At 62.5% G+C, this 25156-nt stretch carries 25 protein-coding genes and 1 tRNA gene; 11 read left to right on the forward strand and 15 right to left on the reverse strand.

All coding sequences use genetic code 11. The annotated features are described in order from the left end of the window. Nucleotides 1–187 precede the first annotated feature (187 nt). Nucleotides 188–1573 carry a GABA permease gene (gene gabP, locus GEV38_RS01670; protein WP_013970487.1) on the forward strand — a complete coding sequence of 462 codons (1386 nt, stop codon included), beginning with the start codon at nucleotides 188–190 and terminating at the stop codon, nucleotides 1571–1573. Nucleotides 1574–1753: 180 nt separating this feature from the next. Here the strand turns inward: gabP and GEV38_RS01675 are convergent, their stop codons facing one another. Continuing rightward, a complete protein-coding gene (locus GEV38_RS01675; RefSeq protein ID WP_013970488.1) occupies nucleotides 1754–2197 on the reverse strand; it encodes a hypothetical protein in 444 nt (147 codons plus the stop codon). A 57-nt stretch (nucleotides 2198–2254) separates the two neighbouring features. Continuing rightward, on the reverse strand, nucleotides 2255–3235 hold the full coding sequence (gene ppk2, locus GEV38_RS01680) for a polyphosphate kinase 2 (protein WP_015268631.1): 981 nt from the start codon (nucleotides 3233–3235) through the stop codon (nucleotides 2255–2257). Nucleotides 3236–3478: 243 nt separating this feature from the next. On the opposite strand from ppk2, the gene GEV38_RS01685 reads away from it, so the two are divergent. Further along, nucleotides 3479–3781 (forward strand): addiction module antidote protein, encoded by a 303-nt coding sequence (locus tag GEV38_RS01685; protein ID WP_054573667.1) that lies wholly within the window; start codon nucleotides 3479–3481, stop codon nucleotides 3779–3781. 138 nt (nucleotides 3782–3919) lie between these two features. Here the strand turns inward: GEV38_RS01685 and GEV38_RS01690 are convergent. From GEV38_RS01690 to GEV38_RS01705, 4 genes are all read right to left on the reverse strand, one after another. Further along, nucleotides 3920–3995, reverse strand: a tRNA-Phe gene (locus GEV38_RS01690). 90 nt (nucleotides 3996–4085) lie between these two features. Next, nucleotides 4086–4358: an oxidative damage protection protein gene (locus GEV38_RS01695; protein ID WP_003257478.1), complete on the reverse strand. Its 273-nt coding sequence runs from the start codon at nucleotides 4356–4358 to the stop codon at nucleotides 4086–4088. Then, the gene (gene mutY / locus GEV38_RS01700; RefSeq protein ID WP_015268633.1) at nucleotides 4355–5422 is read right to left on the reverse strand and encodes an A/G-specific adenine glycosylase; all 1068 of its coding nucleotides are present in this window, start codon (nucleotides 5420–5422) and stop codon (nucleotides 4355–4357) included. The genes GEV38_RS01695 and mutY overlap by 4 nt, the downstream gene beginning before the upstream one ends. Beyond that, nucleotides 5419–7665 (reverse strand): AsmA family protein, encoded by a 2247-nt coding sequence (locus GEV38_RS01705; protein ID WP_054573668.1) that lies wholly within the window; start codon nucleotides 7663–7665, stop codon nucleotides 5419–5421. Before GEV38_RS01705 ends, mutY begins: the two co-directional genes overlap by 4 nt. A gap of 305 nt (nucleotides 7666–7970) precedes the next feature. Between GEV38_RS01705 and GEV38_RS01710 the strand changes: the two genes are divergently transcribed. The 6 genes from GEV38_RS01710 to hisF all read left to right on the forward strand — a co-directional run bounded on the left by GEV38_RS01710 (nucleotide 7971) and on the right by hisF (nucleotide 12955). Then, complete coding sequence (locus GEV38_RS01710; protein WP_054573669.1) at nucleotides 7971–9632, forward strand: OFA family MFS transporter; 1662 nt, start codon at nucleotides 7971–7973, stop codon at nucleotides 9630–9632. A gap of 283 nt (nucleotides 9633–9915) precedes the next feature. Continuing rightward, nucleotides 9916–10509 carry an imidazoleglycerol-phosphate dehydratase HisB gene (hisB, locus tag GEV38_RS01715; RefSeq protein ID WP_003255736.1) on the forward strand — a complete coding sequence of 198 codons (594 nt, stop codon included), beginning with the start codon at nucleotides 9916–9918 and terminating at the stop codon, nucleotides 10507–10509. Continuing rightward, on the forward strand, nucleotides 10510–11148 hold the full coding sequence (hisH, locus tag GEV38_RS01720) for an imidazole glycerol phosphate synthase subunit HisH (RefSeq protein WP_013970493.1): 639 nt from the start codon (nucleotides 10510–10512) through the stop codon (nucleotides 11146–11148). After that, nucleotides 11149–11409, forward strand: a complete 261-nt coding sequence (locus GEV38_RS01725) for a DUF2164 domain-containing protein (protein ID WP_003257483.1) — start codon at nucleotides 11149–11151, stop codon at nucleotides 11407–11409. It abuts the gene before it with no gap. A gap of 27 nt (nucleotides 11410–11436) precedes the next feature. Next, nucleotides 11437–12174 (forward strand): 1-(5-phosphoribosyl)-5-[(5-phosphoribosylamino)methylideneamino]imidazole-4-carboxamide isomerase, encoded by a 738-nt coding sequence (hisA, locus tag GEV38_RS01730; protein ID WP_015268636.1) that lies wholly within the window; start codon nucleotides 11437–11439, stop codon nucleotides 12172–12174. 10 nt (nucleotides 12175–12184) lie between these two features. Next, entirely contained in the window at nucleotides 12185–12955 is a 771-nt protein-coding gene (hisF, locus tag GEV38_RS01735) for an imidazole glycerol phosphate synthase subunit HisF (protein WP_013970495.1), read from the forward strand. 120 nt (nucleotides 12956–13075) lie between these two features. Here hisF and choV read toward each other — a convergent pair whose 3' ends face one another. The 3 genes from choV to GEV38_RS01750 form a co-directional block, all read right to left on the reverse strand. Continuing rightward, nucleotides 13076–14254 carry a choline ABC transporter ATP-binding protein gene (choV, locus tag GEV38_RS01740; RefSeq protein ID WP_003257485.1) on the reverse strand — a complete coding sequence of 393 codons (1179 nt, stop codon included), beginning with the start codon at nucleotides 14252–14254 and terminating at the stop codon, nucleotides 13076–13078. Continuing rightward, nucleotides 14251–15099 (reverse strand): choline ABC transporter permease subunit, encoded by an 849-nt coding sequence (choW, locus tag GEV38_RS01745; protein WP_169774667.1) that lies wholly within the window; start codon nucleotides 15097–15099, stop codon nucleotides 14251–14253. Before choW ends, choV begins: the two co-directional genes overlap by 4 nt. Nucleotides 15100–15180: 81 nt before the next feature. Then, nucleotides 15181–16128, reverse strand: a complete 948-nt coding sequence (locus tag GEV38_RS01750; protein ID WP_015268637.1) for a choline ABC transporter substrate-binding protein — start codon at nucleotides 16126–16128, stop codon at nucleotides 15181–15183. A gap of 453 nt (nucleotides 16129–16581) precedes the next feature. On the opposite strand from GEV38_RS01750, the gene GEV38_RS01755 reads away from it, so the two are divergent. Together GEV38_RS01755 and GEV38_RS01760 are read left to right on the forward strand one after the other, a co-directional pair. Further along, nucleotides 16582–17958, forward strand: coding sequence for an L-serine ammonia-lyase (locus GEV38_RS01755; protein WP_015268638.1), 1377 nt, complete (start codon nucleotides 16582–16584; stop codon nucleotides 17956–17958). A 457-nt stretch (nucleotides 17959–18415) separates the two neighbouring features. Beyond that, nucleotides 18416–19522 carry a GlxA family transcriptional regulator gene (locus tag GEV38_RS01760; RefSeq protein WP_015268639.1) on the forward strand — a complete coding sequence of 369 codons (1107 nt, stop codon included), beginning with the start codon at nucleotides 18416–18418 and terminating at the stop codon, nucleotides 19520–19522. A 118-nt stretch (nucleotides 19523–19640) separates the two neighbouring features. Here GEV38_RS01760 and GEV38_RS01765 read toward each other — a convergent pair whose 3' ends face one another. From GEV38_RS01765 to choX, 5 genes are all read right to left on the reverse strand, one after another. Further along, nucleotides 19641–19898, reverse strand: a complete 258-nt coding sequence (locus tag GEV38_RS01765; protein WP_003257487.1) for a hypothetical protein — start codon at nucleotides 19896–19898, stop codon at nucleotides 19641–19643. A 367-nt stretch (nucleotides 19899–20265) separates the two neighbouring features. Further along, complete coding sequence (locus GEV38_RS01770) at nucleotides 20266–20742, reverse strand: thioesterase family protein (RefSeq protein ID WP_054573671.1); 477 nt, start codon at nucleotides 20740–20742, stop codon at nucleotides 20266–20268. A gap of 10 nt (nucleotides 20743–20752) precedes the next feature. After that, nucleotides 20753–21718, reverse strand: coding sequence for an L-carnitine dehydrogenase (locus tag GEV38_RS01775; protein ID WP_139657352.1), 966 nt, complete (start codon nucleotides 21716–21718; stop codon nucleotides 20753–20755). Between the two features lie 18 nt (nucleotides 21719–21736). Then, complete coding sequence (locus tag GEV38_RS01780; protein ID WP_015268642.1) at nucleotides 21737–22621, reverse strand: 3-keto-5-aminohexanoate cleavage protein; 885 nt, start codon at nucleotides 22619–22621, stop codon at nucleotides 21737–21739. Nucleotides 22622–22746: 125 nt separating this feature from the next. Continuing rightward, nucleotides 22747–23691: a choline ABC transporter substrate-binding protein gene (gene choX / locus GEV38_RS01785; RefSeq protein WP_015268643.1), complete on the reverse strand. Its 945-nt coding sequence runs from the start codon at nucleotides 23689–23691 to the stop codon at nucleotides 22747–22749. A gap of 147 nt (nucleotides 23692–23838) precedes the next feature. Here choX and GEV38_RS01790 point away from each other — a divergent pair, with 147 nt between their 5' ends. Continuing rightward, complete coding sequence (locus GEV38_RS01790; protein ID WP_015268644.1) at nucleotides 23839–24783, forward strand: GlxA family transcriptional regulator; 945 nt, start codon at nucleotides 23839–23841, stop codon at nucleotides 24781–24783. Nucleotides 24784–24904: 121 nt separating this feature from the next. Here GEV38_RS01790 and GEV38_RS01795 read toward each other — a convergent pair whose 3' ends face one another. Continuing rightward, entirely contained in the window at nucleotides 24905–25156 is a 252-nt protein-coding gene (locus GEV38_RS01795; RefSeq protein WP_015268645.1) for a bacteriocin immunity protein, read from the reverse strand.

Genomic DNA, 25156 nt, shown 5'->3' on the forward strand with positions numbered 1-25156 from the left:
CAGCCATTGGCCGAAAGCCCTCCAAACCGCGCGGTAAAAGGCCTGTCGGCATTTCTGACGAATGTATTCTGCACATGGCGCGCTTATTGCCAGCAGGAAACCGCCGATTGCAGCGACGCCCGGGTCAACCCCGGGCGCGCTCCGTAACCGCAGTCGGAGTGGTCCACTCCTTACAAAGGTAGTTTCAATGAGCGGTAACAATTCCAATGACCTCGCTCAGGGGCTCAAACAACGGCATGTGACCATGCTGTCCATCGCTGGCGTCATCGGTGCCGGCCTTTTCGTTGGCTCCGGCCACGCCATCGCTGCTGCCGGCCCAGCCGTGCTGCTGGCTTACGCTGCCGCCGGTACGCTGGTCGTGCTGGTCATGCGCATGTTGGGTGAAATGGCGGTCGCCTCGCCTGACACCGGTTCGTTCTCTACCTATGCCGACCGCGCCATCGGGCGCTGGGCCGGTTTCACCATTGGCTGGCTGTACTGGTGGTTCTGGGTACTGGTGATTCCGCTGGAGGCCAACGCCGCCGCGGCCATCCTGCATGCCTGGTTCCCTGCGGTCGACCTGTGGGCGTTCTCCCTGGTCATCACCTTGGCGCTGACCCTGACCAACCTGTGCAGCGTGAAGAACTACGGCGAGTTCGAGTTCTGGTTCGCTCTGCTCAAGGTTCTGGCGATCATCGGCTTCATCGCTGTGGGTTGTGCTGCCTTGTTCGGCTTTGTGCCGAGCAGCCAGGTAAGCGGTGCCAGCCACCTGTTCGACACCCAGGGCTTCATGCCTAACGGCCTGGGCGCGGTGCTGGCAGCCATGCTGACCACCATGTTCTCGTTCATGGGTACCGAAATCGTTACCATCGCCGCCGCCGAGTCGAAGGACCCGGGCAAGCAGATCAGCCGCGCCACCAACTCGGTGATCTGGCGTATCTGCCTGTTCTACCTGGTGTCGATCTTCCTGGTCGTGGCCCTGGTACCGTGGAACGACCCGGCCCTGGCCGAGACCGGTTCCTACCAGACCGTGCTGAGCCGCATCGGCGTACCGAATGCCAAGCTGATTGTCGACATCGTCGTGCTGATCGCCGTGACCAGCTGCCTGAACTCGGCGCTGTACACCTCGTCGCGCATGCTGTTCTCGCTGAGCAAGCGTGGTGACGCCCCGGCCATTGCCCAGCGCACCACCAAGTCGGCTACCCCGCATGTGGCGGTTCTGCTGTCTACCGCAGCGGCGTTCCTTTGTGTGTTCGCCAACTTCGTGGCCCCGGCCCAGGTGTTCGAGTTCCTGCTGGCCAGCTCTGGTGCCATTGCGCTGCTGGTGTACCTGGTGATTGCCGTATCGCAGCTGCGCATGCGCGCCCAGCGTGAGGCTCGCGGCGAGAAGATCACCTTCAAGATGTGGCTGTTCCCGGGCCTTACCTGGGCGACCATTGCCTTCATCATTGCCATTCTGGTGGTAATGGCGCTGCGTGAGGACCACCGCGCCGAAATCATCGCGACCGCGCTGCTGAGCATTGGTGTGGTGGCGGCTGGCTTGCTGGTGCACCGCAAGCGTGAAGCTGCCGGGCGGGTGGCGCTGGATAACTGATCCGCGCTGGCTGAAATGAAAAGGCCGCGTCCTGTGAAGGGCGCGGCCTTTTTTGTTGCCTGTTCCGGCTCTTTCGCGGGCTTGCCCGCTCCCACAGGGACGGCATTGCCTTTAAGCCTGGGGTGTACCTGTGGGAGCCGGCTTGCCGGCGATAGGGCCCGGGCAGGCTACACAGCCCTGTCAGCCAAATTGCTTCTGCTGCTGTTGCTGCTTGGCAACCAGCTCCGAAGCCGCCACGTAGGCGGCCTGGAACTCATCGCTCTCCAGCCAGGCCATGGTGGCTTCTTCGTCGGCCCCATCCAGCCATTTGCGGTAGGCATTGAACACCAGCACGATGTAATCGGTGGCGTGCTCTTCCTTGTGCCCCTTGAGCACCAGGGCCAGCAGAGGGTCTACCAGGAACACCGAAATCATCGGTACCAGGCCGCCTTCCTGGGCTTCCTTCATCTTCTTGAACAGCGGGTCGTAGCTGCCCGACTCCATGGCCTTGTTGTACACCTGCTCGATGCTGGCGCTGTCACCGGCACTGGCCTTGACCGCCTGGCCGCTGCGTACCATGCGGTTCTGCTTGGCCTTGCTGGCGGCGCGCTTGGCGCGTTTCTGTTGCTTGGTTGGGGTGGCCATGGTGAATCCTTGGTGGGGCGGAAATTGCGCGTATTGAAGCGCAGCAGGCACGCCGATTCAACTGGCCTGCGGCTCTGCCTCATCTTCCTCGAAGCCGTGGGACGCTCGCCCGACCAGTAGCGCATCCGGCGCATGCGCCACGCTGCGGTCCTTGCCCGGGTAGTCCAGCGAATGCAGGAAGTGCCGGATGCAATTGATCCGCGCACGCTTCTTGTCATCGGACTTGATCACCGTCCAAGGTGCATCGGCCGTGTCGGTATGGAAGAACATCGCCTCCTTGGCTGCGGTGTAGTCCTCCCACTTGTCCAGCGACTTGATGTCGATGGGGGACAGCTTCCAGTGTTTGAGCGGGTCGTCCCGGCGCGAGATGAAGCGGCGCAGCTGCTCTTCTCGGTTCACCGAGAACCAGTACTTGAACAACAGGATGCCGCTGTTGCACAGCATGCGCTCCAACTCCGGCGCCTGGCGCATGAACTCCAGGTACTGCAGTGGCGAGCAGAAATCCATCACCTTCTCGACACCGGCGCGGTTGTACCAGGAGCGGTCGAAGAACACCATTTCACCTGCCGTGGGCAGATGTTGGATGTAGCGCTGGAAGTACCACTGTCCTTTTTCCTGCTCGGAAGGCTTCTCCAGGGCCACGATGCGCGCGCCGCGTGGGTTGAGGTGCTCCATGAACCGCTTGATGGTGCCGCCCTTGCCTGCGGCATCGCGCCCTTCGAACAGGATCACCACGCGTTGGCCGGTTTCCTTCACCCAGCTCTGTACCTTGAGCAGCTCAATCTGCAGCGCATGCTTGGCCTTCTCGTAGTCCTGGCGACGCATGCGGGTGCGGTACGGGTAGCTGGTGGGCAAGCGGGCCGAGGTGCTGTCTTCGTTGCTGCCCTTGGGGGCGGTGGCGACTTCCAGTGCAGCAGGTTGCTGGCTGATGCTGGTGATCGTCGGCTCCGGCTTGCGCTGGCGTGGGCGGCGCGTGCGGGCTGGGGTGATGGCGGGCTCGCTGGGGGCGGGGAGTAGGAGGGGGGATTCTTCGCTCATGGAGGTCCTTGCGGGTCGGGTCGGATGTCCATCTGGCATTTTAAGTCGAGCGATTGGCGGCACTTTGATATCGGTCAACGGCGCTTCCACAAACAGTTCGAAACAGCGAAAAATTGAATGTAGTGTGAACTGTGGTTCACATTTTTTTATGTGCACACCCTCCTGGCGGGTGGCGATAAAACCCGCCAGGCCAGCGATATCAAATCTGCCCTCAAGCTGGCACGCGACCTTTAGGAGGCCGCCATGACAAATATCAAGCTGACCAAATGGGACGCTGTAGACCATTTGAAGACAGAGGAAGACATGGCCCTCTACCTTGAGGCCTGTCTTGAAGAAAACTATCCAGCACTGCTTGCTGCTGCCCTTGGTGATATCGCTCGTGCCCGGGGTATGGCTCAGTTGGCGCGTGATACCGGCCTGACACGAGAAGGGCTGTATAAGGCGTTGTCTGCGGAGGGTAACCCGAGTTTGGCGACCATCATGAAGGTGATGGCGGCCCTCGGGGTCAGGCTTCATGCCGAGGTGCTGCCGCGCGCGGCGGGGTAAGGTTTAGCGATCGGGAAGGGCAGTAACGGCAGGTAACTGCCAAGCCTCCAGCAAAAATGACAGACAACAAAAAACCCGCACTAGGCGGGTTTCTTGTTGTCGCTTCGGGTAACTTTGCAACCACCAGAAGCTTGAAGGTGGTGCCCAGAGACGGAGTCGAACCGCCGACACGAGGATTTTCAATCCTCTGCTCTACCGACTGAGCTATCTGGGCGACGAGGTGAATTAAATAGACTTTCAGACCGCTCGTCAACGACTTTTTGAAAAAATTTTAAATTAATTCCGTCGCTTACGTTCCGTGGGGTCATTCCGAGGGTGGAACGTAGCCTTCCGCCTGGGCGTATTCTTCGCCGGCGAAAAACTTGTCCATCTCGCCCTGGAGGAATTTGCGGTCCTCGGCGTTCATCATGTTCAGGCGCTTTTCGTTGATCAGCATGGTCTGGTGCTTCTGCCAGTCGGCCCAGGCTTTCTGCGAGATGTGTTCGAAGATGTCCTGGCCCTTGGCGCCGGGGTAGGGCGGGCGCTCCAGGCCTGGCAGTTCTTCTTTGTACTTGCGGCACATCACGGTGCGGGTCATCGGGCATCTCCTGCAATCAGTTCGTCGGCCGCGCGTTTGAGCAGCTTTTTCACCGGGGCGGCGAGGCCCAGGCGCGGCGGGGTGGCGAGGTTATACCAGAGCCAGTCGGCCTCGGCCACGTGCTGGCCGACCGGGTCGACGCGCACCAGCCAGGGTTCGATCGCCAGCTGGAAGTGGCTGAAGGTATGGGTCAGGCCGTCCATGGCGCGGCTGTCAGCCAGGCGCAGGCCGTGCTGGTAGGCCAGGTCGTCGAGCTGGGCAATGTCGTCCAGTTCCGGCAGGCTCCACAAACCACCCCACAGGCCGCTGGACGGGCGACGGTAAAGCAGGATGGCGCCTTCGTTGTTGGCCAGCAGCGGCATCAGCGTGCGGCGTTGCGGCAGTGCCTTGCGCGGCTTGGGCTCGGGGTAGCGGGTTTCTTCACCGTGCAGGTGCGCTTCGCAGCCGCGCTGCAGCGGGCAGATCAGGCAGCTGGGCTTGCTGCGGGTGCACAGCGTGGCACCCATGTCCATCATCGCCTGGGTGTAGTGGTTGGCGCGCTGCTGTGGGGTAAAGCGTTCGGCCGTGGCCCACAGCTGGTTGGCCACCTTGGGCTCGCCGGGGTAGCCGGCCTGGGCGGTGTAGCGGGCGAGCACGCGCTTGACGTTGCCGTCGAGGATCGGTGCGCGGATGCCCATGCTGATACTGGCGATGGCGCCGGCGGTGGAGCGGCCGATGCCGGGCAGCTCGGTGAGCTGCTCGACACTGCGCGGGAATTCGCCGCCATGCTGTGCGACCACGATCTTGGCGGCCTTTTGCAGGTTGCGTGCCCGGGTGTAGTAGCCCAGGCCCGTCCACAGGTGCAGTACCTCGTCCTCCGGCGCCTCGGCCAGGGCCTGCACGGTCGGTAGGGCCTGCATGAAGCGGTCGAAGTAGTTGAGCACGGTGCTGACCTGGGTCTGCTGCAACATGATTTCCGACACCCATACCCGGTACGGGTTGATGCCCTGTTGCCAGGGCAGGTCGTGCCGGCCGTGTTCGTCATACCAATCCAGCACTGCGCTGGAGAACTGCTCGGGGCTCATCGCTTGAACAGCCCCTTGAGCGCGTCTTTCAATTCCGGGCTCACTTTGTCTCCGAGTTTTTCATCGATCTTGTCTTGCAGACGGTTGCCGGCCACCTTGGCGGCAACCTTGCCCAGGCCGTCCTGGTCCAGACGGCAGGCTTTGGCGCCCAGCTCCAGCGGGCCGCGGCAGCGCAGCGGTATTTCGACACCCACATAGCGTTCGTTGACCTGGCAGGCCGGGTCCGGCATGGCGCGCTGGTCGCCTTCGACGACCACGCCAACGTTGTAGTCCATGCCCAGTACGCGCAGGTCGAGGTCACCATGGCCATTAACGGTAAGGCCCGGAATGCGCGCCTTGAGGTCCGGGTTGTTGGCAACGCCATTGCGTACTACCAGGCTGCCACGCAGTTCCTGGAACGGGGTGTCCTTGCCACGTGGCTCGCCGCTGAGCGACTTGCGGTTCAGCGTGGCGATGGCCTTGCACAGTTGCTGTTCCAGGTTGGCATTGACCAGCACGCCATCATTGATGACAAAGTTGGCGTTGCCGTTGAGGGTGTCGACCAGGGCCTTCTGGCTGTTGCCGGTGGCGGTCAGGTCGCTGGTCAGGGTCAGCAGGCCTTTGACCGGTGGCGTCTGCTCTTTGCCCTCGGTCTTGATGAAGTGTTCCACCGGCACCCGTTGGATGCTGGTGTTGACGCCCAGTTGCGGCACGGCAGGGCGCACATCGACCGTGCCCTTGGCCTCGAAGGTGCCGTTGTACAGTTCACCGCGCAGGGTTTGCAGGGTCAGCAGGCCGCCCTGGCCGATCGCCTTGAGCTGGGCGTCTTCGATCGGCAGTTTGTCCAGGGTCAGCGAGCCGAAGGCCAGGTCGGCTTGCAGGTCGAGGGCGCGCAGGCGGTCGACCGGCAGCAGCTTGTCGTCGCTCCAGGCGACCTGGGTCGGGGCGTTGGGGAGTGGCGTGGTGCCAGGGCCGGCGACCGCGGTGGCTTCCTGTTGCTTGACCTCGGCCTGACGCGCGGCGGTGGCGCCCTTGGCCTCTTCACTCTTGGCCGGCAGGTAGCGGTCGGCGTTGAAGGTGTCACCCTTGAGCTGCAGGCGCAGGGCCTGTTTGGCGAAGTCTTCGACGGCCACGCGGCCAGTGAAGGTGCTGTCGTCCAGCTTCACCGCCAGGTCTTCCAGGGCCAGGCTGTTCGGCGTGCCCTGCAGGCGGGTGACCAGTTCCAGCTTGGCGAAGGCCGCCGGGTCGTTGGTGGCCGGCAGCGGGCGGCCGATGCTGTCGAGGAAGGTGCGCAGGTCGAACTGGGCGATGGACAGGCCGCCGCTCAGCTGCGGTGCCTTGTCCAGGTCTCGCAGGTTCAGCTCGCCCAGGGCGCGCAGCTGGTTGGCCGAGACTTTCAGGCCGTTCCACGAGGCGACATTGGCGGCCAGGTCGACCAGCAATTGGCCTTGGGCGGCGAAGGTCACGGTCTTGCCGCCGGTGGGCTCACCCGAGGTTTCGCCCGACAGGCGCATGTCTTCGAAGTTGTAGCGCTTGAGCTTGCGGTCGAAGCGCAGCTCGCCGGCCAGTTCGGTGCGGGCCTTGATGTTCGGCTGGCTGGCGCTGAGGAAGGCGCTGGCCTTGAGTGGAATGTTCGCCCCTTCGTGGACCGGGCCGGTGCTCAGCTGGATGCTTTCGGCGCTGTAGCTCTGGCCGGTCTTGGCATCGGTGTATTGCACGCGGGCGTTGTTCACGGTCAGGCTGTCGATGTCCAGCTTGACGGCGCGTTCATTGCTGGCGACTGGTGCCGACGCCTGTTCGGCCGGTGCCTGGGCTGGAGCACTGGCCTGCCCATCGGCACTGGCGCCGTTCTGCGTGGGCAGCGGCTTGCCGATGTCTTCCCAGTTGCCATGGCCCTGTTCGTCACGGGCCAGGGTCAGGTTCAGGCCCTCGACGCGCACGTCGCTCATCTGCACTTCGCGGCGCAGCAGTGGCAGTACACGTACAGAAAGCCCGAGCATCTGCAGGTCGGCGAACGGCTCCTTGGGTTTGTTCAAGGTGGCGATGCTCGCGTCGTGCAACTCCAGGCCCAGCCACGGGAACAGACTCCAGCCAATGTCACCGTTGAGGGTCAGCTCGACGTGAGCCTTGTCACGTGCCAGCTGGCGAATCTCGTCTTTGTAGTCGTTGGGATCGAAGAGGTGGGTCAGGGCGAAGCCCAGCGCCACGATGATCAGCAGCAACCCGAGAAGCCCAAGTCCCAGGATTTTGCCGAACGCTTTCATGGGCGAGTCCTTGTAGTCCGTTTTTGAAATTCAAGCGCCAGAGTATAGCGCCGCAGTGGTTACCCCTGCGTATTCGACTAGAGATACGGGGCATTTCCTACGCGTACAGCAGATGGTACGGCTTTCGACAGCCATGATTTTGTCAGTTCCGAATGTGTGGCCTGTACCGGCCCTATCGCCGGTATAGGCAACATGACCGTTTCAGCCGAGCAAAAATTAACGATGTCAGATTGCTTTCACGCTACTTGATGCTGCTACCCTTGCGCCGCTTTGCCTGCACCCTCCCTATAAGAAGGATCTGATCCATGAGCAGTACCGTCGCGGCGGGGACCTTGGCCAGTGCGCCGGGCTTCCTGTCGAAGGAGCACATCATCGCCCGTCCGGGCTTCAACCGCTGGCTGGTCCCACCGGCCGCCCTTGCCATCCACCTGTGCATCGGCATGGCCTATGGCTTCTCGGTGTTCTGGCTGCCGCTGTCGCAAGCCCTAGGCATCACCGCCCCGGTCGCCTGCGCGGCGGACATGGGCTTCATGGCCCGTATGTTCAGCGCCGAATGCGATTGGCCGATTTCCATGCTGAGCTGGATCTACACCCTGTTCTTCGTCTTCCTCGGTTGCTCGGCGGCCGTGCTGGGTGGTTGGCTGGAACACGCCGGCCCGCGCAAGGCCGGCCTGGTGTCGGCGCTGTGCTGGTGCGGTGGCATGCTGATTTCGGCGATTGGCGTGAAAACCCATCAGCTGTGGCTGATGTGGCTGGGTTCCGGCGTAATCGGGGGTATCGGCCTGGGCCTGGGCTACATCTCGCCGGTGTCGACCTTGATCAAGTGGTTCCCGGACAAGCGCGGCATGGCCACCGGCATGGCGATCATGGGCTTCGGTGGCGGGGCCATGGTCGGTGCACCACTGGCCACCGCGCTGATGGGCCATTTCGGCAATGCGCAGGAAGTGGGCGTGTGGCAGAGCTTCGTCGTCATGGCGGCGATCTACTTCGTGTTCATGACCGCCGGTGCCCTGGCGTATCGCGTACCGCCAACCGGCTGGAAGCCCGAAGGCTGGAGCGCCCCAGTGAAGAAAGCTGGCAACACCATGGTCACCGACCGCCACGTGCACGTCAGCGTGGCCTGGAAGACCCCGCAGTTCGCGCTGATCTGGCTGGTGCTGTGCCTGAACGTGTCAGCGGGTATCGGCATCCTCGGCATGGCTTCGCCGTTGCTGCAGGAAGTGTTCGCCGGCAAGCTGCTGGGCAACGGGCTGAGCTTCAGCGAGCTGAACAGCGCCCAGCTGGCGCAGATTGCCGCGATCGCCGCCGGCTTCACCGGCCTGCTGAGCCTGTTCAACATCGGCGGCCGGTTCTTCTGGGCGTCGTTCTCGGACTACATTGGCCGCAAGAACACCTATTTCGCCTTCTTTGCCTTGGGCGTGGGCTTGTACAGCCTGGTGCCGAACATGGGGCACCTGGGTAACGTGGCGCTGTTCGTGGCGGCGTTCTGCATCATCCTGTCGATGTACGGTGGTGGTTTTGCCACGGTACCGGCCTACCTGGCCGACCTGTTCGGCACGCAGATGGTCGGCGCCATTCATGGCCGCCTGCTGACCGCCTGGGCGGCGGCGGGGGTGCTGGGGCCGGTGCTTATCACCTACCTGCGCGAGTACCAGTTGGCGGCCGGGGTGGAGCGTGCGGCTGCTTATGACATGACCCTGTACATCCTCGCCGGCCTGCTGGTGCTGGGCTTTGTCTGCAACATGCTGGTGCGACCGGTGGCCGACAAGCATTTCATGAGCGATGCCGAACTGGCTGCCGAGCGGGCGTTGAGCCATGACAAGGGCGCCGACGGGGCGCGCTCGCTGGAGTGGAAGGCGGCGCCGGGTAGCCTGCCGCTGGTGCTGCTGGCCTGGGCAGTGGTGGTCGTGCCGTTGGCCTGGGGCGTTTGGATTACCCTGCAGAAGACGGCTGTGCTGTTCCATTGATCAGTGGTAAAACCGGCTGACTTTGCTGGCTGTACTAGCCCTATCGCCGGCAAGCCAGCTCCCACAGGTATGCCACAGGCCTGGAAGATTGTGAGGCCCCTGTGGGAGCTGGCTTGCCGGCGATGGGCTGCAAAGCAGCCCCAAGCCATGCGGTTGTATAGACCTGTAACGGTATCCAGCCTGCGTAATTCCGCGTTTTGCCATATGTCATCCGCGTTTCAAGCCGGCGCGTTCTAGGCCTATAATAAAGCCCTTTTCGCCTAATGATTTTGCGGAGCTGGTGATGGTCGAACGTAAGGCTTCCGTCGAGCGCAATACCCTGGAAACCCAGGTCAAGTGCTCGATCAACCTCGATGGCAGTGGCAAGGCCCGATTCGATATCGGTGTGCCTTTCCTTGAACACATGCTGGACCAGATTGCCCGCCATGGGCTGATCGATCTGGATATCGAGTGCAAGGGTGACACGCATATCGACGATCACCATACCGTCGAAGACGTCGGCATCACCCTGGGCATGGCATTTGCCCAGGCCATCGGTGACAAGAAGGGCATCTTCCGCTACGGCCACGCCTATGTGCCGCTGGACGAAGCGCTGTCGCGCGTGGTTATCGACTTCTCCGGTCGCCCGGGCCTGCAGATGCATGTGCCGTACACCCGCGCCAGCGTCGGTGGCTTCGATGTCGACCTGTTCCAGGAGTTCTTCCAGGGCTTCGTCAACCACGCCCTGGTCACCCTGCACATCGACAACCTGCGTGGCCACAACACCCACCACCAGATCGAGACCGTGTTCAAGGCTTTCGGCCGCGCCCTGCGCATGGCCATTACCCTCGACGAGCGCATGGCCGGGCAGATGCCTTCCACCAAAGGGTGCCTGTAAATGCAGACGGTAGCCGTAATCGACTATGGCATGGGCAACCTGCACTCGGTGGCCAAGGCGCTCGAGCATGTAGGTGCCGGCAAGGTACTGGTCACCAGTGATGCCACGGTCATCCGCGAAGCCGACCGCGTGGTATTTCCGGGCGTGGGCGCGATTCGCGACTGCATGGCAGAAATCCGCCGCCTGGGCTTCGACAGCCTGGTGCGTGAAGTCAGCCAGGACCGCCCGTTCCTCGGCATCTGCGTGGGTATGCAGGCACTGCTCGACCACAGCGAAGAAAACGACGGTGTCGACTGTATCGGCCTGTTCCCCGGCCAAGTTCGCTTCTTCGGCAAAGACCTGCAGGAAGACGGCGAGCACCTGAAGGTGCCGCACATGGGCTGGAACGAAGTCGGCCAGACCAACGACCACCCGCTGTGGCACGACATCCCCGACCGTGCGCGGTTCTACTTCGTGCACAGCTATTACATCAATGCCGGCAAGCCGGCCCAGGTGGTCGGCCGCGGCCATTACGGTGTCGATTTCGCCGCTGCACTGGCCGATGGCTCGCGCTTTGCCGTGCAGTTCCACCCGGAGAAGAGCCATACCCATGGCCTGCAGCTGCTGCAGAACTTCGTCGCCTGGGACGGGCGCTGGTAAATGAGCAGGTCGAAGACCAAGGCCCCGGTCATCACCCTGGCCCCCGAGCAGGAGCGCGAAGCGCTGCACACGCTCAAGCGCTTCCTCGAAGATCGTTTCGAGCTGGAGCTGGGGTCGTTCGAAGTGGCCGAAGTCCTCGAACTGTTCAGCAAAGAAATTGCACCCCTTTACTACAACAGGGCGATTGCCGATGTTCAGCTGCACCTCAAGGAGCGGTTCGAGAGCATCGAAAGCGATCTGTGGGCGCTCGAGAAGCCCTGAAACCCCAAGAACAGACAGGTTCCCAAGATGCTGATTATCCCCGCTATCGATCTGAAGGACGGTGCCTGCGTGCGCCTGCGCCAGGGCCGCATGGAAGACTCCACGGTATTTTCCGACGACCCGGTGAGCATGGCCGCCAAGTGGGTCGAGGGTGGCTGCCGCCGCCTGCACCTGGTCGACCTCAACGGCGCCTTCGAAGGCCAGCCGGTCAACGGTGAAGTGGTCACTGCCATCGCCAAGCGCTACCCGACCCTGCCGATCCAGATCGGCGGTGGCATCCGCTCGCTGGAAACCATCGAGCACTACGTCAAGGCTGGCGTCAGCTACGTGATCATTGGCACCAAGGCGGTCAAGCAGCCGGAGTTCGTCGCCGAAGCCTGCAAGGCCTTCCCGGGCAAGGTCATCGTTGGCCTGGACGCCAAGGACGGCTTCGTCGCCACCGACGGCTGGGCTGAAGTGAGCTCGGTGCAGGTCATCGACCTGGCCAAGCGTTTCGAGGCTGATGGCGTCTCGGCGATCGTCTACACCGACATCGCCAAGGACGGCATGATGCAGGGCTGCAACGTGCCGTTCACCAAGGCGCTGGCAGAAGCCACCTCGATTCCGGTGATCGCCTCGGGCGGCATCCACAACCTGGGCGACATCAAGGCCCTGCTGGACGCCAAGGCGCCGGGCATCATCGGCGCCATCACCGGCCGTGCCATCTACGAAGGCACCCTCGATGTCGCCGAGGCCCAGACCTTCTGCGACAACTACCAAGGCTGAGGACTGAACCATGGCACTGGCCAAGCGCATCATCCCTTGCCTGGACGTGGACAACGGCCGGGTGGTCAAGGGCGTCAAGTTCGAGAACATCCGTGATGCTGGCGACCCGGTGGAAATCGCCCGTCGCTACGACGAGCAAGGTGCCGACGAAATCACCTTCCTCGACATCACTGCCAGCGTCGACGGCCGCGACACTACCCTGCATACCGTCGAGCGCATGGCCAGCCAGGTGTTCATCCCGCTGACCGTGGGCGGTGGCGTGCGCACCGTGCAGGACATCCGCAACCTGCTCAATGCCGGTGCCGACAAGGTCTCGATCAACACGGCCGCGGTGTTCAACCCAGAGTTTGTCGGCGAGGCCGCGGACCGTTTCGGTTCGCAGTGCATCGTCGTCGCCATTGATGCCAAGAAGGTGTCCGGGCCTGGCGAAGAACCACGCTGGGAAATCTTCACCCACGGCGGGCGCAAGCCGACCGGGCTGGATGCCGTTGAATGGGCGAAGAAGATGGAAGGCCTGGGTGCTGGCGAGATCCTGCTGACCAGCATGGATCAGGACGGCATGAAGAACGGCTTCGACCTGGGTGTTACCCGTGCGATCAGTGATGCGCTGGGTATTCCGGTGATTGCTTCGGGCGGTGTGGGTAACCTGCAGCACTTGGCTGACGGCATTCTGGAAGGGCATGCCAGTGCGGTGCTGGCTGCCAGTATCTTCCACTTCGGTGAGTACACGGTGCCGGAAGCCAAGGCCTACATGGCTTCGCGCGGGATCGTCGTTCGCTGACCCATTGTTGGGAGGGCTTTGCCCTCCTTTCGCGACACAAGGCCGCCCCTACAGGGATATGCGTTCCCCTGTAGGAGCGGCCTTGTGTCGCGAAAGGGCCGCAAAGCGGCCCCAATGGCATCAGCCGTGGTTCTTGCCGAGCAATGCGTGATAAAGCTCGGTATCCCCAAGTATCCCCACCACCTTGTCGTTATCCTGCAACACCAGCTTGTTGCCGGTCTGATAACGAATCTGCAGCGCCTCGCGCATTCCGATATCGGCATTTACCAACGTTGGGCGGCGGCCCAGCAGCTCCACATCCTGCCCTGGTGCCCAGTTCTGCAGGTCAAGCCCGTTCTGCCCCTGGCGTGCGCGCTTGATCGAGCCACCTTCGCCAAGGTCCAGCCACGAGTCGATGCCCGGGTCCAGGCACACCGAACCGTTCACCCGCTTGCAGTTGTCCAGGCTGCGCATCAGGCTGCGCCCGCACAGCACGTTCAGTGGGTTGGTATGGGCGACAAATGTACGCACATACTCGTCGGCCGGGTTGAGCACGATCTCTTCCGGCTTGCTGTACTGGATGATCCGCCCGTCCTTCATGATCGCGATGCGGCTACCCAGCTTCAGCGCCTCGTCCAGGTCGTGGCTGACGAAAACGATGGTCTTGCTCAGCTTGGCCTGCAGGCCAAGCAGCTCGTCCTGCAGGCCTTGGCGGATCAGCGGGTCAAGTGCCGAGAACGGTTCGTCCATCAGCAGGATGTCGGCATCCATCGCCAGTGCCCGGGCCAGGCCCACGCGTTGCTGCATGCCGCCAGACAGCTCGTCCGGCTTCTTGTTGCGCCACTGGGTCAGGCCCACCAGCTCAAGCTTTTCGTCGACCAGCTTGCGGCGTTCCTTTTCCGGGCGGCCCTGCATTTCCAGGCCAAAGCTGATGTTCTCGCGCACCGTCAACCACGGCATAAGGGCGAACTTCTGGAATACCATGGCAATGCGCTTGGTGCGCATCATCTTCAGCTCGGCCGGGGTGCAGTGGGCAATGTCGATGTGCTTGCCTTCATGCTCGACGAACAGCTTGCCGCGGCTGACGGTGTTGAGGCCGTTGATGCAGCGCAGCAAACTCGACTTGCCCGAACCGGACAGGCCCATCAGCACACAGATCTCGCCCTTCTGGATATCCAGGTTGGCCTTCTCGACACCCACCACCAGGCCGGTCTGCTTGAGAATCTGCTCGCGGGTCTGGCCTTGGTCGAGCAGCGCCAGCGCTTCGCGCGGCTTGTTGGAGAAGATGACGTCGACGTCTTCGAAACGAATGATGCTCATGCTTCACCCCTTACCGGCAGGTCCGGTTGCTTGCAGATACGGTCGAGCATGATCGCCAGCAGCACGATCGCCAGGCCCGCTTCGAAGCCCAGGGAAATATCGGCGGTGTTCAGTGCGTTGACCACAGGTTTGCCCAGGCCGTCAGCGCCGACCAGGGCGGCGATCACCACCATCGATAGCGACAGCATGATGCACTGGGTAACGCCGGCGGCGATGCTTGGCATCGCGTGCGGCAGTTCGATACGGGTGAGCAGCTGGCGCCGTGAGCAGCCAAAGGCCTTGCCGGCATCCATCAGCTCCTGCGGGACGTCGCAGATGCCCAGATAGGTGAGACGGATCGGGGCGGCGATGGCAAACACCACTGTCGAGATCAGCCCCGGCACCACACCCAGGCCGAACAGGGTCAGGGTGGGGATCAGGTAGACGAAGGTAGGTACCGTCTGCATCAGGTCGAGTACCGGGCGCATGGCGGTATAGAACATCGGTTTGTGCGCGGCGACGATGCCCAGTGGCACGCCGATGGCCACGCAAACCACCGTGGCGAAGGTGACTTGCGCCAGGGTTTCCATGGTTTCCTGCCAGTAACCAAGGTTGAGGATCAGCAGGAACGACAGGGCGACGAATGCGGTCAGCGCCCACTTGCGCTGGATGAAATGCGCCAGGGCGGCGAACAGAGCGATGAGCACGAACGGATTGAAGAAAGTCAGGGCACTGGTTACGCCATGGATCATGAACTCCAGGCCTTGCGCGATGGCGTCGAAGTAATTCGCGCCGTTCTGGGTCAGCCACTCGACGAACGACGCGATGTACTGGCCCAGGGGTATTTTCTGATCGATAAGCATGATAGCGAGCTTCCACCTGCATAGATTGAACTCAACCCGGGGCAGGCACGGTCCTGCCCCGAGGTAGCGCTATTGCGTATTTCGTTATTGCGTCAGCTTGGCCTTGGCCGCCTCAAGGCCGGGTTTGCCATCCACGGTGGTTACGCCGGCCAGCCAGGCATCCAGTTTGCCAGGGTTGTCCTTGAGCCACTTCTTGGCAGCCGCCTCGGGTTTCATCTTGTCGTCCAGGACATAGCCCATCATGGTGCTTTCATCCTTGAGCTCGAACGACAGGTTCTTCAACAGCTGGCCAACGTTGCTGCATTCCTGCACATAGCCCTTGCGGGTGTTGGTCAATACGGTCGCCTTGCCGAAGTCGGGGCCGAAGAATTCGTCTCCGCCGGTCAGGTACTGCATCTTGAAGCGGGTGTTCATCGGGTGCGGTTCCCAGCCGAGGAACACGATGGCCTCGCCGCGTTTCTGCGCGCGGTCGACCTGCGACAGCATGCCGGCCTCGCTGGACTGAACGATCTTGAATCCGGCGTCCTTCAGGCCGAAGGCGTTCTTGTCGATCATGCTCTGGATGGTGCGGTTGCCATCGTTGCCGGGCTCGATGCCGTAGATCTTGCCGTCCAGTTCCTGCTTGAACTTGGGAATGTCGCTGAAATCCTTCAGGCCCTTGTCATAAAGCGCCTGGGGCACGGCCAGGGTGTACTTGGCGTTTTCCAGGTTGGCGCGCACGGTTTCCACGGTGCCGGCGTCGCGATACTGCTTGATGTCGTTCTCCATGGTCGGCATCCAGTTGCCGAGAAACACGTCCAGGTCCTTGCCGGTGGCCAGCGACTTGTAGGTCACCGGTACCGAGATCATGGTGGTGTGGGTCTTGTAACCCAGTGCTTCGAGCACAACGCTGGTGGTCGCGGTGGTGACCGTGATGTCGGTCCAGCCGACATCCGAGAACCGTACCGTCTTGCATTGCTCGGGTTCGGCGGCCTGGGCCAGCAAAGGCGCGGACAGCAACGCAACCAGCAACAGCGAGGGTGAACCTTTCATGGATGGACTCCTGTGATTTTGTCTTCGGGTTCGCGTGGGTCGCCGGGCTTTCTCAGGGTCCGGTCGACCAGGCCTGCAGAGGGCAGGATGCGTGGCCGTGCTTTACGAGTCGCTTTCGATAATCCTCCAGCGCCGTGCAATCGCCTACTGGTGGGGTCGTAACCAGTACGGAACGGGTCGTATCCAGTATGGGCGATGTCGTTTATGGATTTTTCCACCCCCTCAGCCGCATTTTTACGTCACCAGGCCGCCGTAAAGCGGCGTGGCAAGGGCAGCTCCCCGGTTGAAAACAGCGCGGCGCTGCTGGACAAAAGTACGTCGGTTGCAGACGGCGAGGGGGTTGGTAAAAGCCCGATGATGCGTGCATTCAAGGCGGCCCGCTGCTTCAGCCTAGCAGTTACCCCGCCCTGCGCATGGCGCGCAGAGACAAGCCCAGCAAGAGGTGATTCGACAATGGCCATCAGCGTGTTCGACCTGTTCAAGATCGGTGTCGGGCCCTCCAGCTCCCACACCGTAGGCCCCATGCGTGCTGGCGCCCTGTTCGTCCAGGGCCTGCGCGAACGCGGCGAGCTGGAACGTGTGAAGCGGATCGAAGTGCGCCTGTATGGCTCGCTGTCGGCCACAGGTGTGGGGCACGGCACCGACAATGCCACCATCATGGGCTTGATGGGTGAATGGCCTGACGCCATCGACCCGACCCAGATCGCGCCGCGTATAGCCGACCTGCGCGAAACCAACACCCTGCAGCTGGACAGCCGCCTGCCCATCGAATTCGTCTGGGCCCGCGACATGCTGTTGCTGGACGAGAATTTGCCGTACCACCCCAACGCCATGACCCTGGTTGCCGAAGGCGAACAGGGCGAGCTGCACCGCGACACCTACTACTCGGTGGGTGGCGGCTTCGTGGTCGATGCCGCCCAGGCCGCCAGCGGCGTGCTGGATGCTGACCAGACGGTGCTGCCGTACGATTTCAATAGCGCTGCCGAACTGCTGCGCCTGTGCAAGCAAAACGACCTCAGCGTGTCGCAATTGATGATGGCCAACGAGAAGGTCTGGCGCAGCGAGGAAGAGATCCGCGCCGGCCTGCACAAGCTCTGGGAAGCCATGCAGGAATGCGTCAACAACGGCCTCAAGTACGAAGGCACGCTGCCCGGCGGATTGAACGTGCGCCGCCGCGCCGCCAAGCTGCACCGCAGCCTGCAGGAAATCGGCAAACCCAACGTGATCGGCTCGACCATGAGCGCCATGGAGTGGGTCAACCTGTTCGCCTTGGCGGTCAATGAAGAAAACGCTGCCGGGGGGCGTATGGTTACCGCACCGACCAACGGTGCGGCGGGCATCATCCCGGCGGTGTTGCACTACTACATGCGCTTCAGCGATGCGGTGGACGAGTCCAGCGTGGTCGACTTCTTCCTCGGTGCTGCCGCGGTGGGCATCCTGTGCAAGAAGAACGCCTCGATCTCTGGTGCCGAAGTGGGTTGCCAGGGGGAAGTCGGCTCGGCTTGCGCCATGGCAGCGGCGGGTCTTGCCGAAGTGCTGGGCGCGACCCCGCCACAGGTGGAGAACGCTGCCGAGATCGCCCTGGAGCACAACCTGGGCCTGACCTGCGACCCGGTTGGCGGATTGGTGCAGGTGCCGTGCATCGAGCGCAACGCTATTGCTGCGGTCAAGGCCATCAACGCAGTGCAGATGGCCCTGCGTGGTGACGGCGAGCACTTCATTTCCCTCGACCAGGTGATCCGCACCATGCGCGATACCGGGGCCGACATGCACGACAAGTATAAAGAGACTTCGCGCGGTGGTTTGGCGGTCAGCGCGATCGAGTGCTGATAGCTTGACCGGAACTCAAGGGCCTCTTCGCGGGTGAAACCGTGAAGAGGCCCTTGAGTTTGACGCAGGTGCAGCACAGCCCCCCCAATGCATCCTTATGGTGCAGCGCGACGCATACCAATCGTCGGGTGTCGTAATCAGTGCGGGCATTGTCGGTGACACTCAAGAGTGTCGTTTCTGGGCATCCTACACTGCGCGTGTCACCAAATTGCTCAGCCATTCCACGCACACCGCCTAGCACGCCCGTTCTACGATGATTGACCAACTCGATCAAAGCACCTGATTTGCCTAACAAAGGCGTCGTTTTCAGGTTTTTTTGGATGGCCGTTCAACTTCAGGCACGGCGTTTGCGTAGAGATTGGTACCAAGGCCCCCACACATGAAACCGGGGCCATACATAACAAGAAATCAGTGCTCGCCTGAGGCACCCCCTGCATTTGTGTGAGGAGAAATCGCGATGACGTCGTACACCTCCGGGAACCCAACCCAGAACCGCACAGCCCCCCAGTCCATCGGGTTTCTCCTATTGGACAATTTCACCCTGATTTCCCTGGCGTCGGCCGTCGAGCCGCTGCGCATGGCCAACCAGCTGTCCGGCCGCGAGCTGTACCGCTGGCACACCCTAACCGCCGATGGTGGACAGGTGTGGGCCAGCGATGGCTTGCAGATAACCCCTGACGCCGCGATGCACAGTGCGCCTCCCATCGATACCGTGATTGTTTGCGGCGGCGTGGGCATCCAGCGCAGTGTCACCCGCGAGCATGTCACCTGGTTGCAAACCCAGGCCCGCCAGTCGCGCCGCCTGGGCGCGGTATGCACCGGCAGCTGGGCCTTGGCCTGTGCCGGGCTGCTGGATGGTTTCGATTGCAGTGTGCACTGGGAGTGCCTGGCCGCGATGCAAGAGGCTTTCCCGCGCGTCAACATGAGCACCCGCCTGTTCACCCTCGACCGTAACCGCTTCACCAGCTCCGGCGGTACTGCGCCGCTGGACATGATGCTGCACCTGATCAGCCGCGACCACGGCCGTGAACTGTCGGCGGCGATCTCCGAAATGTTCGTCTACGAGCGCATCCGCAACGAGCAGGATCACCAGCGCGTGCCGCTCAAGCACATGCTTGGCACCAACCAGCCGAAGCTGCAGGAAATCGTTGCGCTGATGGAGGCCAACCTCGAAGAGCCGATCGACCTGGACGAACTGGCGGTATACGTGTCGGTATCGCGCCGGCAGCTCGAGCGCCTGTTCCAGAAGTACCTGCACTGTTCGCCGTCGCGTTACTACCTGAAGCTGCGCCTGATCCGCGCCCGGCAGTTGCTGAAGCAGACGCCGATGTCGATCATCGAAGTGGCGTCGGTGTGCGGCTTCGTGTCTACCCCGCACTTCTCCAAATGCTACCGCGAGTATTTCGGCATTCCGCCGCGTGACGAGCGCGTGGGCTCCAACACCGCGCAGCAGGTGGCGATGATGCCGATCCCGCAGGCCATGACCCTGTCGCCGCACAGCGGGCCGATGGCGGCCCTGAGCCAGGCGCGCAATGAGTCGACCTTTGCCAGTGTAAGGCTCTGAAACGGAGCCGGCCTCTTCGCGGGCTTGCCCGCTCCCAGGAGGTGCACAGTATTTGAACTCTGTGCAATCCCTGTGGGAGCGGGCAAGCCCGCGAAGAGGCCGGTGCAGGAAAACTCTGTCAGCCGCGCTTGTTGAACTGCGCCAACGCCGGCAACAGCTGTTTGTCGATGGCCTGGCGCACCGCCGGCAGGATCGTCGCACTACCGGTATACATCTGCTCCACCATCCCCTTCAGCGCCCGTGCATTGGGCTCGGTCAGCCCACGCACCACCGCTTCGCACGCCTGCTCGGCAGTAGCGCCGGCCGGAATCTCGAACCCGCGCGCGCGCAGGTGGCCTGCCAGATCGTCCTGGTCAATCAAATCCGCATGCATCATGGCTGTTGTCCCTTTTATCGCTAAGAGAGTGCTGCTGTGATTTACGACCGATTCTGTGACGCCGGCGACATGCCCGCAACAACAGAATGGCGCCATGGCTGCTTTGGCTAAGAACAGGTCGTTTACGGCTAAATCCAGTGTTCGGTAAGTGCGCAAACTCAAGCCATCTGCCGCAACGGAGGGTTTGGTCACCCTCGTTCGTGTACAGTGGATGTTGCTCGCTCTTGGCCCCGGATGCTCACGGCTTTCCGGGGTTATTTTTTGCCTGAATACATGACCTGTGGGAGCGGGCGTGCCCGCGAATGCGATGGTGGATTTACCGCCGCATTCGCGGGCACGCCCGCTCCCACAGGTTATATGTTGCTGCTCAGTTTGGTGTAGGCAGGGCTATCACACGGCCGACGAACTCAGCCGGGGGCACATCCTGCTGCTCATCCACCAACCCTTGCAGCAACCCGACACTACGCTCACTGAACGGCGCCGACCTCGGCCCCGCCAGGTCCACATGCAGCAGCATCTGCTCACTGGCCGCCAGCGCTTCGGCGAACCCTGCCCGGTGCAGGCTGTGGTACGCATGCAGGCGCTTGCGATCAAAGCCGATGATCTGCGTCTGCACCCATACCTCGGTGCCCAGCTTCACTTCATGCAGGTAGTTGATGTGCGCCTCCAGGGTGAACAGCGAGTTACCGCTCTGGCCGCGGCTGTCGGCATCCAGGCCGATGCGCTCCATCAGCGCGTCGGTGGCGTAGCTGAAGATCAGCAGGTAGTAGGCATCGCGCAGGTGCCCGTTGTAGTCGACCCAGTCCTCCTGGACCGGGGTGCGGTAGGTGATCAGTGCGGGCATCGCGGTCTCCTCAGTCGCCGAAAGCCATACCGTGGCTGGCCTTGCTGGTCTTTACCGCTTCCAGCACTGCCAACAGGGTGTCATCACGATAGCGCTCCAGCGCGGCGATGCTGCGATCCGCCAGTTGCTCGGAGGTCCCTTCGACCACATCGTCGATCAACTTGTCGGTGAGTTCCGGCGCCGGCAGGTAGGTCCAGGGCAGTTTCAACGCCGGGCCGAACTGGGCCATGAAGTGACGCATGCCCGCATCACCACCGGCCAGGGTGTAGGTGAGGAACGTGCCCATGAACGACCAGCGCAGGCCGGCGCCGAAGCGGATTGCATCGTCGATCTCGCCGGTGCTGGCCACGCCGTCGTTGACCAAGTGCAGTGCTTCGCGCCACAGCGCTTCGAGCAGGCGGTCGGCGATGAACCCGGGCACTTCCTTGCGTACGTGTAGCGGGCGCATGCCCAGGGCGGTGTAGATGGTCCGGGCCGCTTCGATGGCCTCGGGAGCGGTGCGGTTGCCGCCGACGATTTCCACCAGCGGCAGCAGGTACACCGGGTTGAACGGGTGGCCGACCACGCAGCGCTCGGGGTGGGTGGCCGACTCGTAGAACTCGCTGGGCAGCAGGCCCGAGGTGCTGGAACCGATGATCGTGTCGGGTTTGGCGGCGGCGCTGATCTTTGCGTGCAGGTCGAGCTTCAGGTCCAGGCGTTCAGGGGCGCTTTCCTGGATGAAATCGGCATCGCGGACGCATTCCTCGATGGTGGCGACGAACTTCAGGCGGTCTTGTGAGGCGCCTGGTGCCAGGCCTTGCTTTTCCAGTGCCGGCCAGGCGTTGGCGATGCGCTTGCGCAAGGCCTGCTCGGCGCCTGGCGCCGGGTCCCAGGCGACCACGTCCAGGCCGTGGGCCAGGGCGCGCGCGACCCAGCCGCTGCCGATCACGCCACTACCCAGCGCGGCGAAGGTCTTGATCTCGGTGATGAAGGTCATGTTGGGCTCCTGAAAGTGTCAGCGGCGTTTGAGGTTCATCTTTTCCCGGCCTTCGGCCGGGGTCAGCACACGGGCGCCAAGGCGCGAAATGATTTCCACCGCGCGCTCGACCAACTGGCCGTTGCTGGCCAGCACGCCACGGTCCAGGTAAAGGTTGTCCTCCAGGCCCACCCGCACGTTGCCGCCCAGCAGCACCGCCTGTGCGGCCATCGGCATCTGCATGCGACCGATACCGAACCCGGCCCAGGTGACGTTTGGCGGCAAGTTGTCGGCCATCGCCTTCATGGTGGTGGTATCGGCCGGAGCGCCCCACGGGATACCCAGGCACAGCTGGAACAGCGGGTCTTCGAGCAGGCCTTCCTTCATCATCTGCTTGGCAAACCACAGGTGGCCGGTGTCGAAGATTTCCAGCTCGGCTTTTACCCCCAGCTCGGTAATGCGCTTGGCGCCGGCGCGTAGTTGTGCCGGGGTGGAGACGTAGATCGAGTTGCCGTCGCCGAAGTTGAGGGTGCCGCAGTCGAGGGTGCAGATTTCCGGCAGCAGCGCTTCGACATGGGCCAGACGCTCCAGTGGGCCGATCAGGTCGGTACCCGCGCCGAATTCCAGTGGTGTTTCACCCGGGCCGATTTCCAGGTCGCCACCCATGCCCGCGGTAAGGTTGACGATGATGTCCACGTCGGCTTCGCGGATGCGCTCCATGACTTCTCGATACAGCGCCACGTCACGGCTGAAGCGGCCGGTTTGCGGGTCGCGCACGTGGCAGTGGACCACGGTGGCGCCGGCTTTGGCGGCCTCTACGGCAGACTCGGCGATCTGCTTGGGGGTGACTGGAACAAGGTGGCTTTTCGAGGCGGTGTCGCCGGCGCCGGTGAGGGCGCAGGTGATGATGACGTCGTGGTTCATGTCGGGGTTCCTTGAGAGAGCTGTGGTGGCCTTTTCGCGGGCATGCCCGCTCCCACAGGGTCTGCGCAGACCTTGTTCTATGCGCTGTACCTGTAGGAGCAGCCTTGTGCTGCGAAGGGGGGGTGTCAGTTGGCAGTGAGCTTGAGGTTGTCAGCAGCCGGCTTGCCATCGAAGGTGGTCACACCCTCCAGCCAGCGGGCCTTGTCCTCGGGGTGGTCCTTGAGCCACTGGCGGGCCGACTCCAGCGCATCCTTGTGGTCGAGCAGCGGCTGCATCATGCGGCTCTCGTCCTCGGCGCTGAAGTTCAGGTTGGCCAGCAGGCGGTGGGCATTGGGGCAGCGTTCGGCGTAGTCCGGCGCGGTCACCGTCCACACTGTCGCGCGGCCTTCGTCAGGGCCCAGGGCGTCCTGGCTGTCGCCCAGGTAGACCATGTCGATATTCACGTTCATCGGGTGCGGCGCCCAGCCAAAGAACACCACGGCTTCGTTGCGCCGCACCGCGCGATCGACGGCGGCGAGCATGCCGGCCTCGCTGGACTCGACCAGCTGGAACTTGCCCAGGCCGAACTGGTTCTTGGCGATCATCGCCTTGATCTGGGTGTTGGCGCCGGAACCCGGTTCGATGCCGTAGATTTTCCCGCCCAGTTCCTTTTCGAACTTGTGGATGTCGGCGAAGGTCTTCAGGCCCTTGTCGGCCAGGTACTTGGGCACCGCCAGGGTGGCGCGGGCGTCTTCCAGGCTGGGTTTGTCGAGCACCTTGACCTGCTTGGCGTCGACGAACGGGGTGATGGTCTGGGTCATGATCGGGTTCCAGTAACCCAGGAACATGTCCAGGCGTTTGTCGCGGATGCCGGCGAAGATGATCTGCTGCGAGGCGCTGGTCTGTTTGGTCTGGTAGCCAAGGCCATCGAGCAGCACCTGGGCCATGGCGCTGGTGGCGATGACGTCGGTCCAGTTGACCACGCCCAGACGGACGTTCTTGCAAGCCGCGGGCTCGGCGGCGAATAGTGGGGAAGTGGCGATGCTGCTCAGGGCAAGGGTCAACAGGCTGCGGCGGATCAAGCTGTGCATGGTGGCTCTCCATCGGCAGTGCATATTGTTATTGGGGTTCGACCTCTCTGGGTCGTATGAAGAAGCTACGCTGCTGTCAGGGTGGAAAATCGCACCCTGGCGACCAACATTTGCACGGAGGCGACCACCTTTGCCGTGGAGCATGCAATGCCGCAAATCATTCACTTCCTGTTGTTGCCCGGGTTCTCGGCCATGGGTTTCATCAGTGCCCTGGAACCACTGCGGGTGGCCAACCGCTTCAAGGGCCCATTGTATCGCTGGCAGGTGTTGAGCCTGGACGGCGGGGCGGTGCTGGCCAGCAATGGCATGTCGGTGAACGCCGATGCAGCGCTGGCGGCGGGCGAGCCTGGTGGCATCCTGCTGATCGTCGCCGGTTTCGAGCCATTGGCCTGTTATGGGCCGGCGCTGCAGCAGGCGCTACGCCGCCTGGACCATGAGGGGGTGGTTCTGGGTGGCATCGATACCGGCGCGGTGGTGCTGGCCGAGGCCGGCCTGCTCGACGGCCACCGCGCCACCGTGCACTGGGAGGCGCTGGAGGCGTTCAAGGAGCGCTATCCACGCTTGCAGGTGACCCAGGAGCTGTTCGAGATCGATCGGCGTCGCATCACCTGCGCAGGCGGTACCGCGTCAATCGACCTGATGCTTGACCTGATCGGCCAGGCCCATGGCAGCGAGCTGGCGGTGCAGGTGTCCGAGCAGTTCGTGCTCGGGCGTATTCGCCAGCGCCAGGACCACCAGCGCATGCAGATCGCCAGCCGTTACTGCATCAGCAACAAGAAGCTCGTAAAGGTGATCGGCGAGATGGAGCGAAATATCGAGCAGCCGCTCAACACCCAGGTGCTGGCCGATGCAGTGCAGGTGACTCGGCGGCAACTGGAGCGCCTGTTCCGCTTGCATCTGGACGACACGCCCAGTGGCTTCTATCTGCGATTGCGACTGGACAAGGCTCGGCAGCTATTGCGCCAGACCGACATGAGTGTGCTGGAGGTGGCGGTGGCGTGCGGGTTCGAGTCGGCGTCGTATTTCACACGCAGCTACCGGGCACGGTTCGAGCGGTGTCCGCGGGAGGATCGGTTGGCCCGGGTGGTGTGACTGGTCCTCGTGAGCCATTGAGGTTCAACTCTCGCCTCCTTGGAAAACTTGTTTGGTTAGACGAGGTGGGAGCCCCGATCAGTTATTTGACCGCCTTTACAACTGATCGGGGGGGCACATATTAGGGTTGAGCAAATCCTGGTTTGCCGTTTGCAGCACGCCAAGCCTTCACCTCGGCCACAATTTGCTCAGGGCTATCTTTCCCTTCCTCTGGGTAAAAAAGAAGATCTGATCCAGCAGGGTGCTCTGACAGTTGCTCAAATTTCTCCACAGCGCTACGGTGCGCTTCGTCGCTAGGGTAGTCAACTATGTATATTTTTTTTACAAACTCCAAAAAATCTGTTTCTTTAATATCGCTAATAGAATCATTCAT

This window comes from Pseudomonas sp. 13159349, assembly GCF_013305685.1.
In the GTDB taxonomy this organism is placed as follows: Bacteria; Pseudomonadota; Gammaproteobacteria; order Pseudomonadales; family Pseudomonadaceae; genus Aquipseudomonas; species Aquipseudomonas asiatica.

Excerpts from the sequence above, each read along its gene's own strand:
- gabP (WP_013970487.1), top strand. The coding sequence starts at position 188 with ATGAGCGGTAACAATTCCAATGACCTCGCTCAGGGGCTCAAACAACGG.
- GEV38_RS01675 (WP_013970488.1), bottom strand. The coding sequence starts at position 2,197 with ATGGCCACCCCAACCAAGCAACAGAAACGCGCCAAGCGCGCCGCCAGC.
- ppk2 (WP_015268631.1), bottom strand. The coding sequence starts at position 3,235 with ATGAGCGAAGAATCCCCCCTCCTACTCCCCGCCCCCAGCGAGCCCGCC.
- GEV38_RS01685 (WP_054573667.1), top strand. The coding sequence starts at position 3,479 with ATGACAAATATCAAGCTGACCAAATGGGACGCTGTAGACCATTTGAAG.
- GEV38_RS01695 (WP_003257478.1), bottom strand. The coding sequence starts at position 4,358 with ATGACCCGCACCGTGATGTGCCGCAAGTACAAAGAAGAACTGCCAGGC.
- mutY (WP_015268633.1), bottom strand. The coding sequence starts at position 5,422 with ATGAGCCCCGAGCAGTTCTCCAGCGCAGTGCTGGATTGGTATGACGAA.
- GEV38_RS01705 (WP_054573668.1), bottom strand. The coding sequence starts at position 7,665 with ATGAAAGCGTTCGGCAAAATCCTGGGACTTGGGCTTCTCGGGTTGCTG.
- GEV38_RS01710 (WP_054573669.1), top strand. The coding sequence starts at position 7,971 with ATGAGCAGTACCGTCGCGGCGGGGACCTTGGCCAGTGCGCCGGGCTTC.
- hisB (WP_003255736.1), top strand. The coding sequence starts at position 9,916 with ATGGTCGAACGTAAGGCTTCCGTCGAGCGCAATACCCTGGAAACCCAG.
- hisH (WP_013970493.1), top strand. The coding sequence starts at position 10,510 with ATGCAGACGGTAGCCGTAATCGACTATGGCATGGGCAACCTGCACTCG.
- GEV38_RS01725 (WP_003257483.1), top strand. The coding sequence starts at position 11,149 with ATGAGCAGGTCGAAGACCAAGGCCCCGGTCATCACCCTGGCCCCCGAG.
- hisA (WP_015268636.1), top strand. The coding sequence starts at position 11,437 with ATGCTGATTATCCCCGCTATCGATCTGAAGGACGGTGCCTGCGTGCGC.
- hisF (WP_013970495.1), top strand. The coding sequence starts at position 12,185 with ATGGCACTGGCCAAGCGCATCATCCCTTGCCTGGACGTGGACAACGGC.
- choV (WP_003257485.1), bottom strand. The coding sequence starts at position 14,254 with ATGAGCATCATTCGTTTCGAAGACGTCGACGTCATCTTCTCCAACAAG.
- GEV38_RS01750 (WP_015268637.1), bottom strand. The coding sequence starts at position 16,128 with ATGAAAGGTTCACCCTCGCTGTTGCTGGTTGCGTTGCTGTCCGCGCCT.
- GEV38_RS01755 (WP_015268638.1), top strand. The coding sequence starts at position 16,582 with ATGGCCATCAGCGTGTTCGACCTGTTCAAGATCGGTGTCGGGCCCTCC.
- GEV38_RS01760 (WP_015268639.1), top strand. The coding sequence starts at position 18,416 with ATGACGTCGTACACCTCCGGGAACCCAACCCAGAACCGCACAGCCCCC.
- GEV38_RS01765 (WP_003257487.1), bottom strand. The coding sequence starts at position 19,898 with ATGATGCATGCGGATTTGATTGACCAGGACGATCTGGCAGGCCACCTG.
- GEV38_RS01770 (WP_054573671.1), bottom strand. The coding sequence starts at position 20,742 with ATGCCCGCACTGATCACCTACCGCACCCCGGTCCAGGAGGACTGGGTC.
- GEV38_RS01775 (WP_139657352.1), bottom strand. The coding sequence starts at position 21,718 with ATGACCTTCATCACCGAGATCAAGACCTTCGCCGCGCTGGGTAGTGGC.
- GEV38_RS01780 (WP_015268642.1), bottom strand. The coding sequence starts at position 22,621 with ATGAACCACGACGTCATCATCACCTGCGCCCTCACCGGCGCCGGCGAC.
- choX (WP_015268643.1), bottom strand. The coding sequence starts at position 23,691 with ATGCACAGCTTGATCCGCCGCAGCCTGTTGACCCTTGCCCTGAGCAGC.
- GEV38_RS01790 (WP_015268644.1), top strand. The coding sequence starts at position 23,839 with ATGCCGCAAATCATTCACTTCCTGTTGTTGCCCGGGTTCTCGGCCATG.
- GEV38_RS01795 (WP_015268645.1), bottom strand. The coding sequence starts at position 25,156 with ATGAATGATTCTATTAGCGATATTAAAGAAACAGATTTTTTGGAGTTT.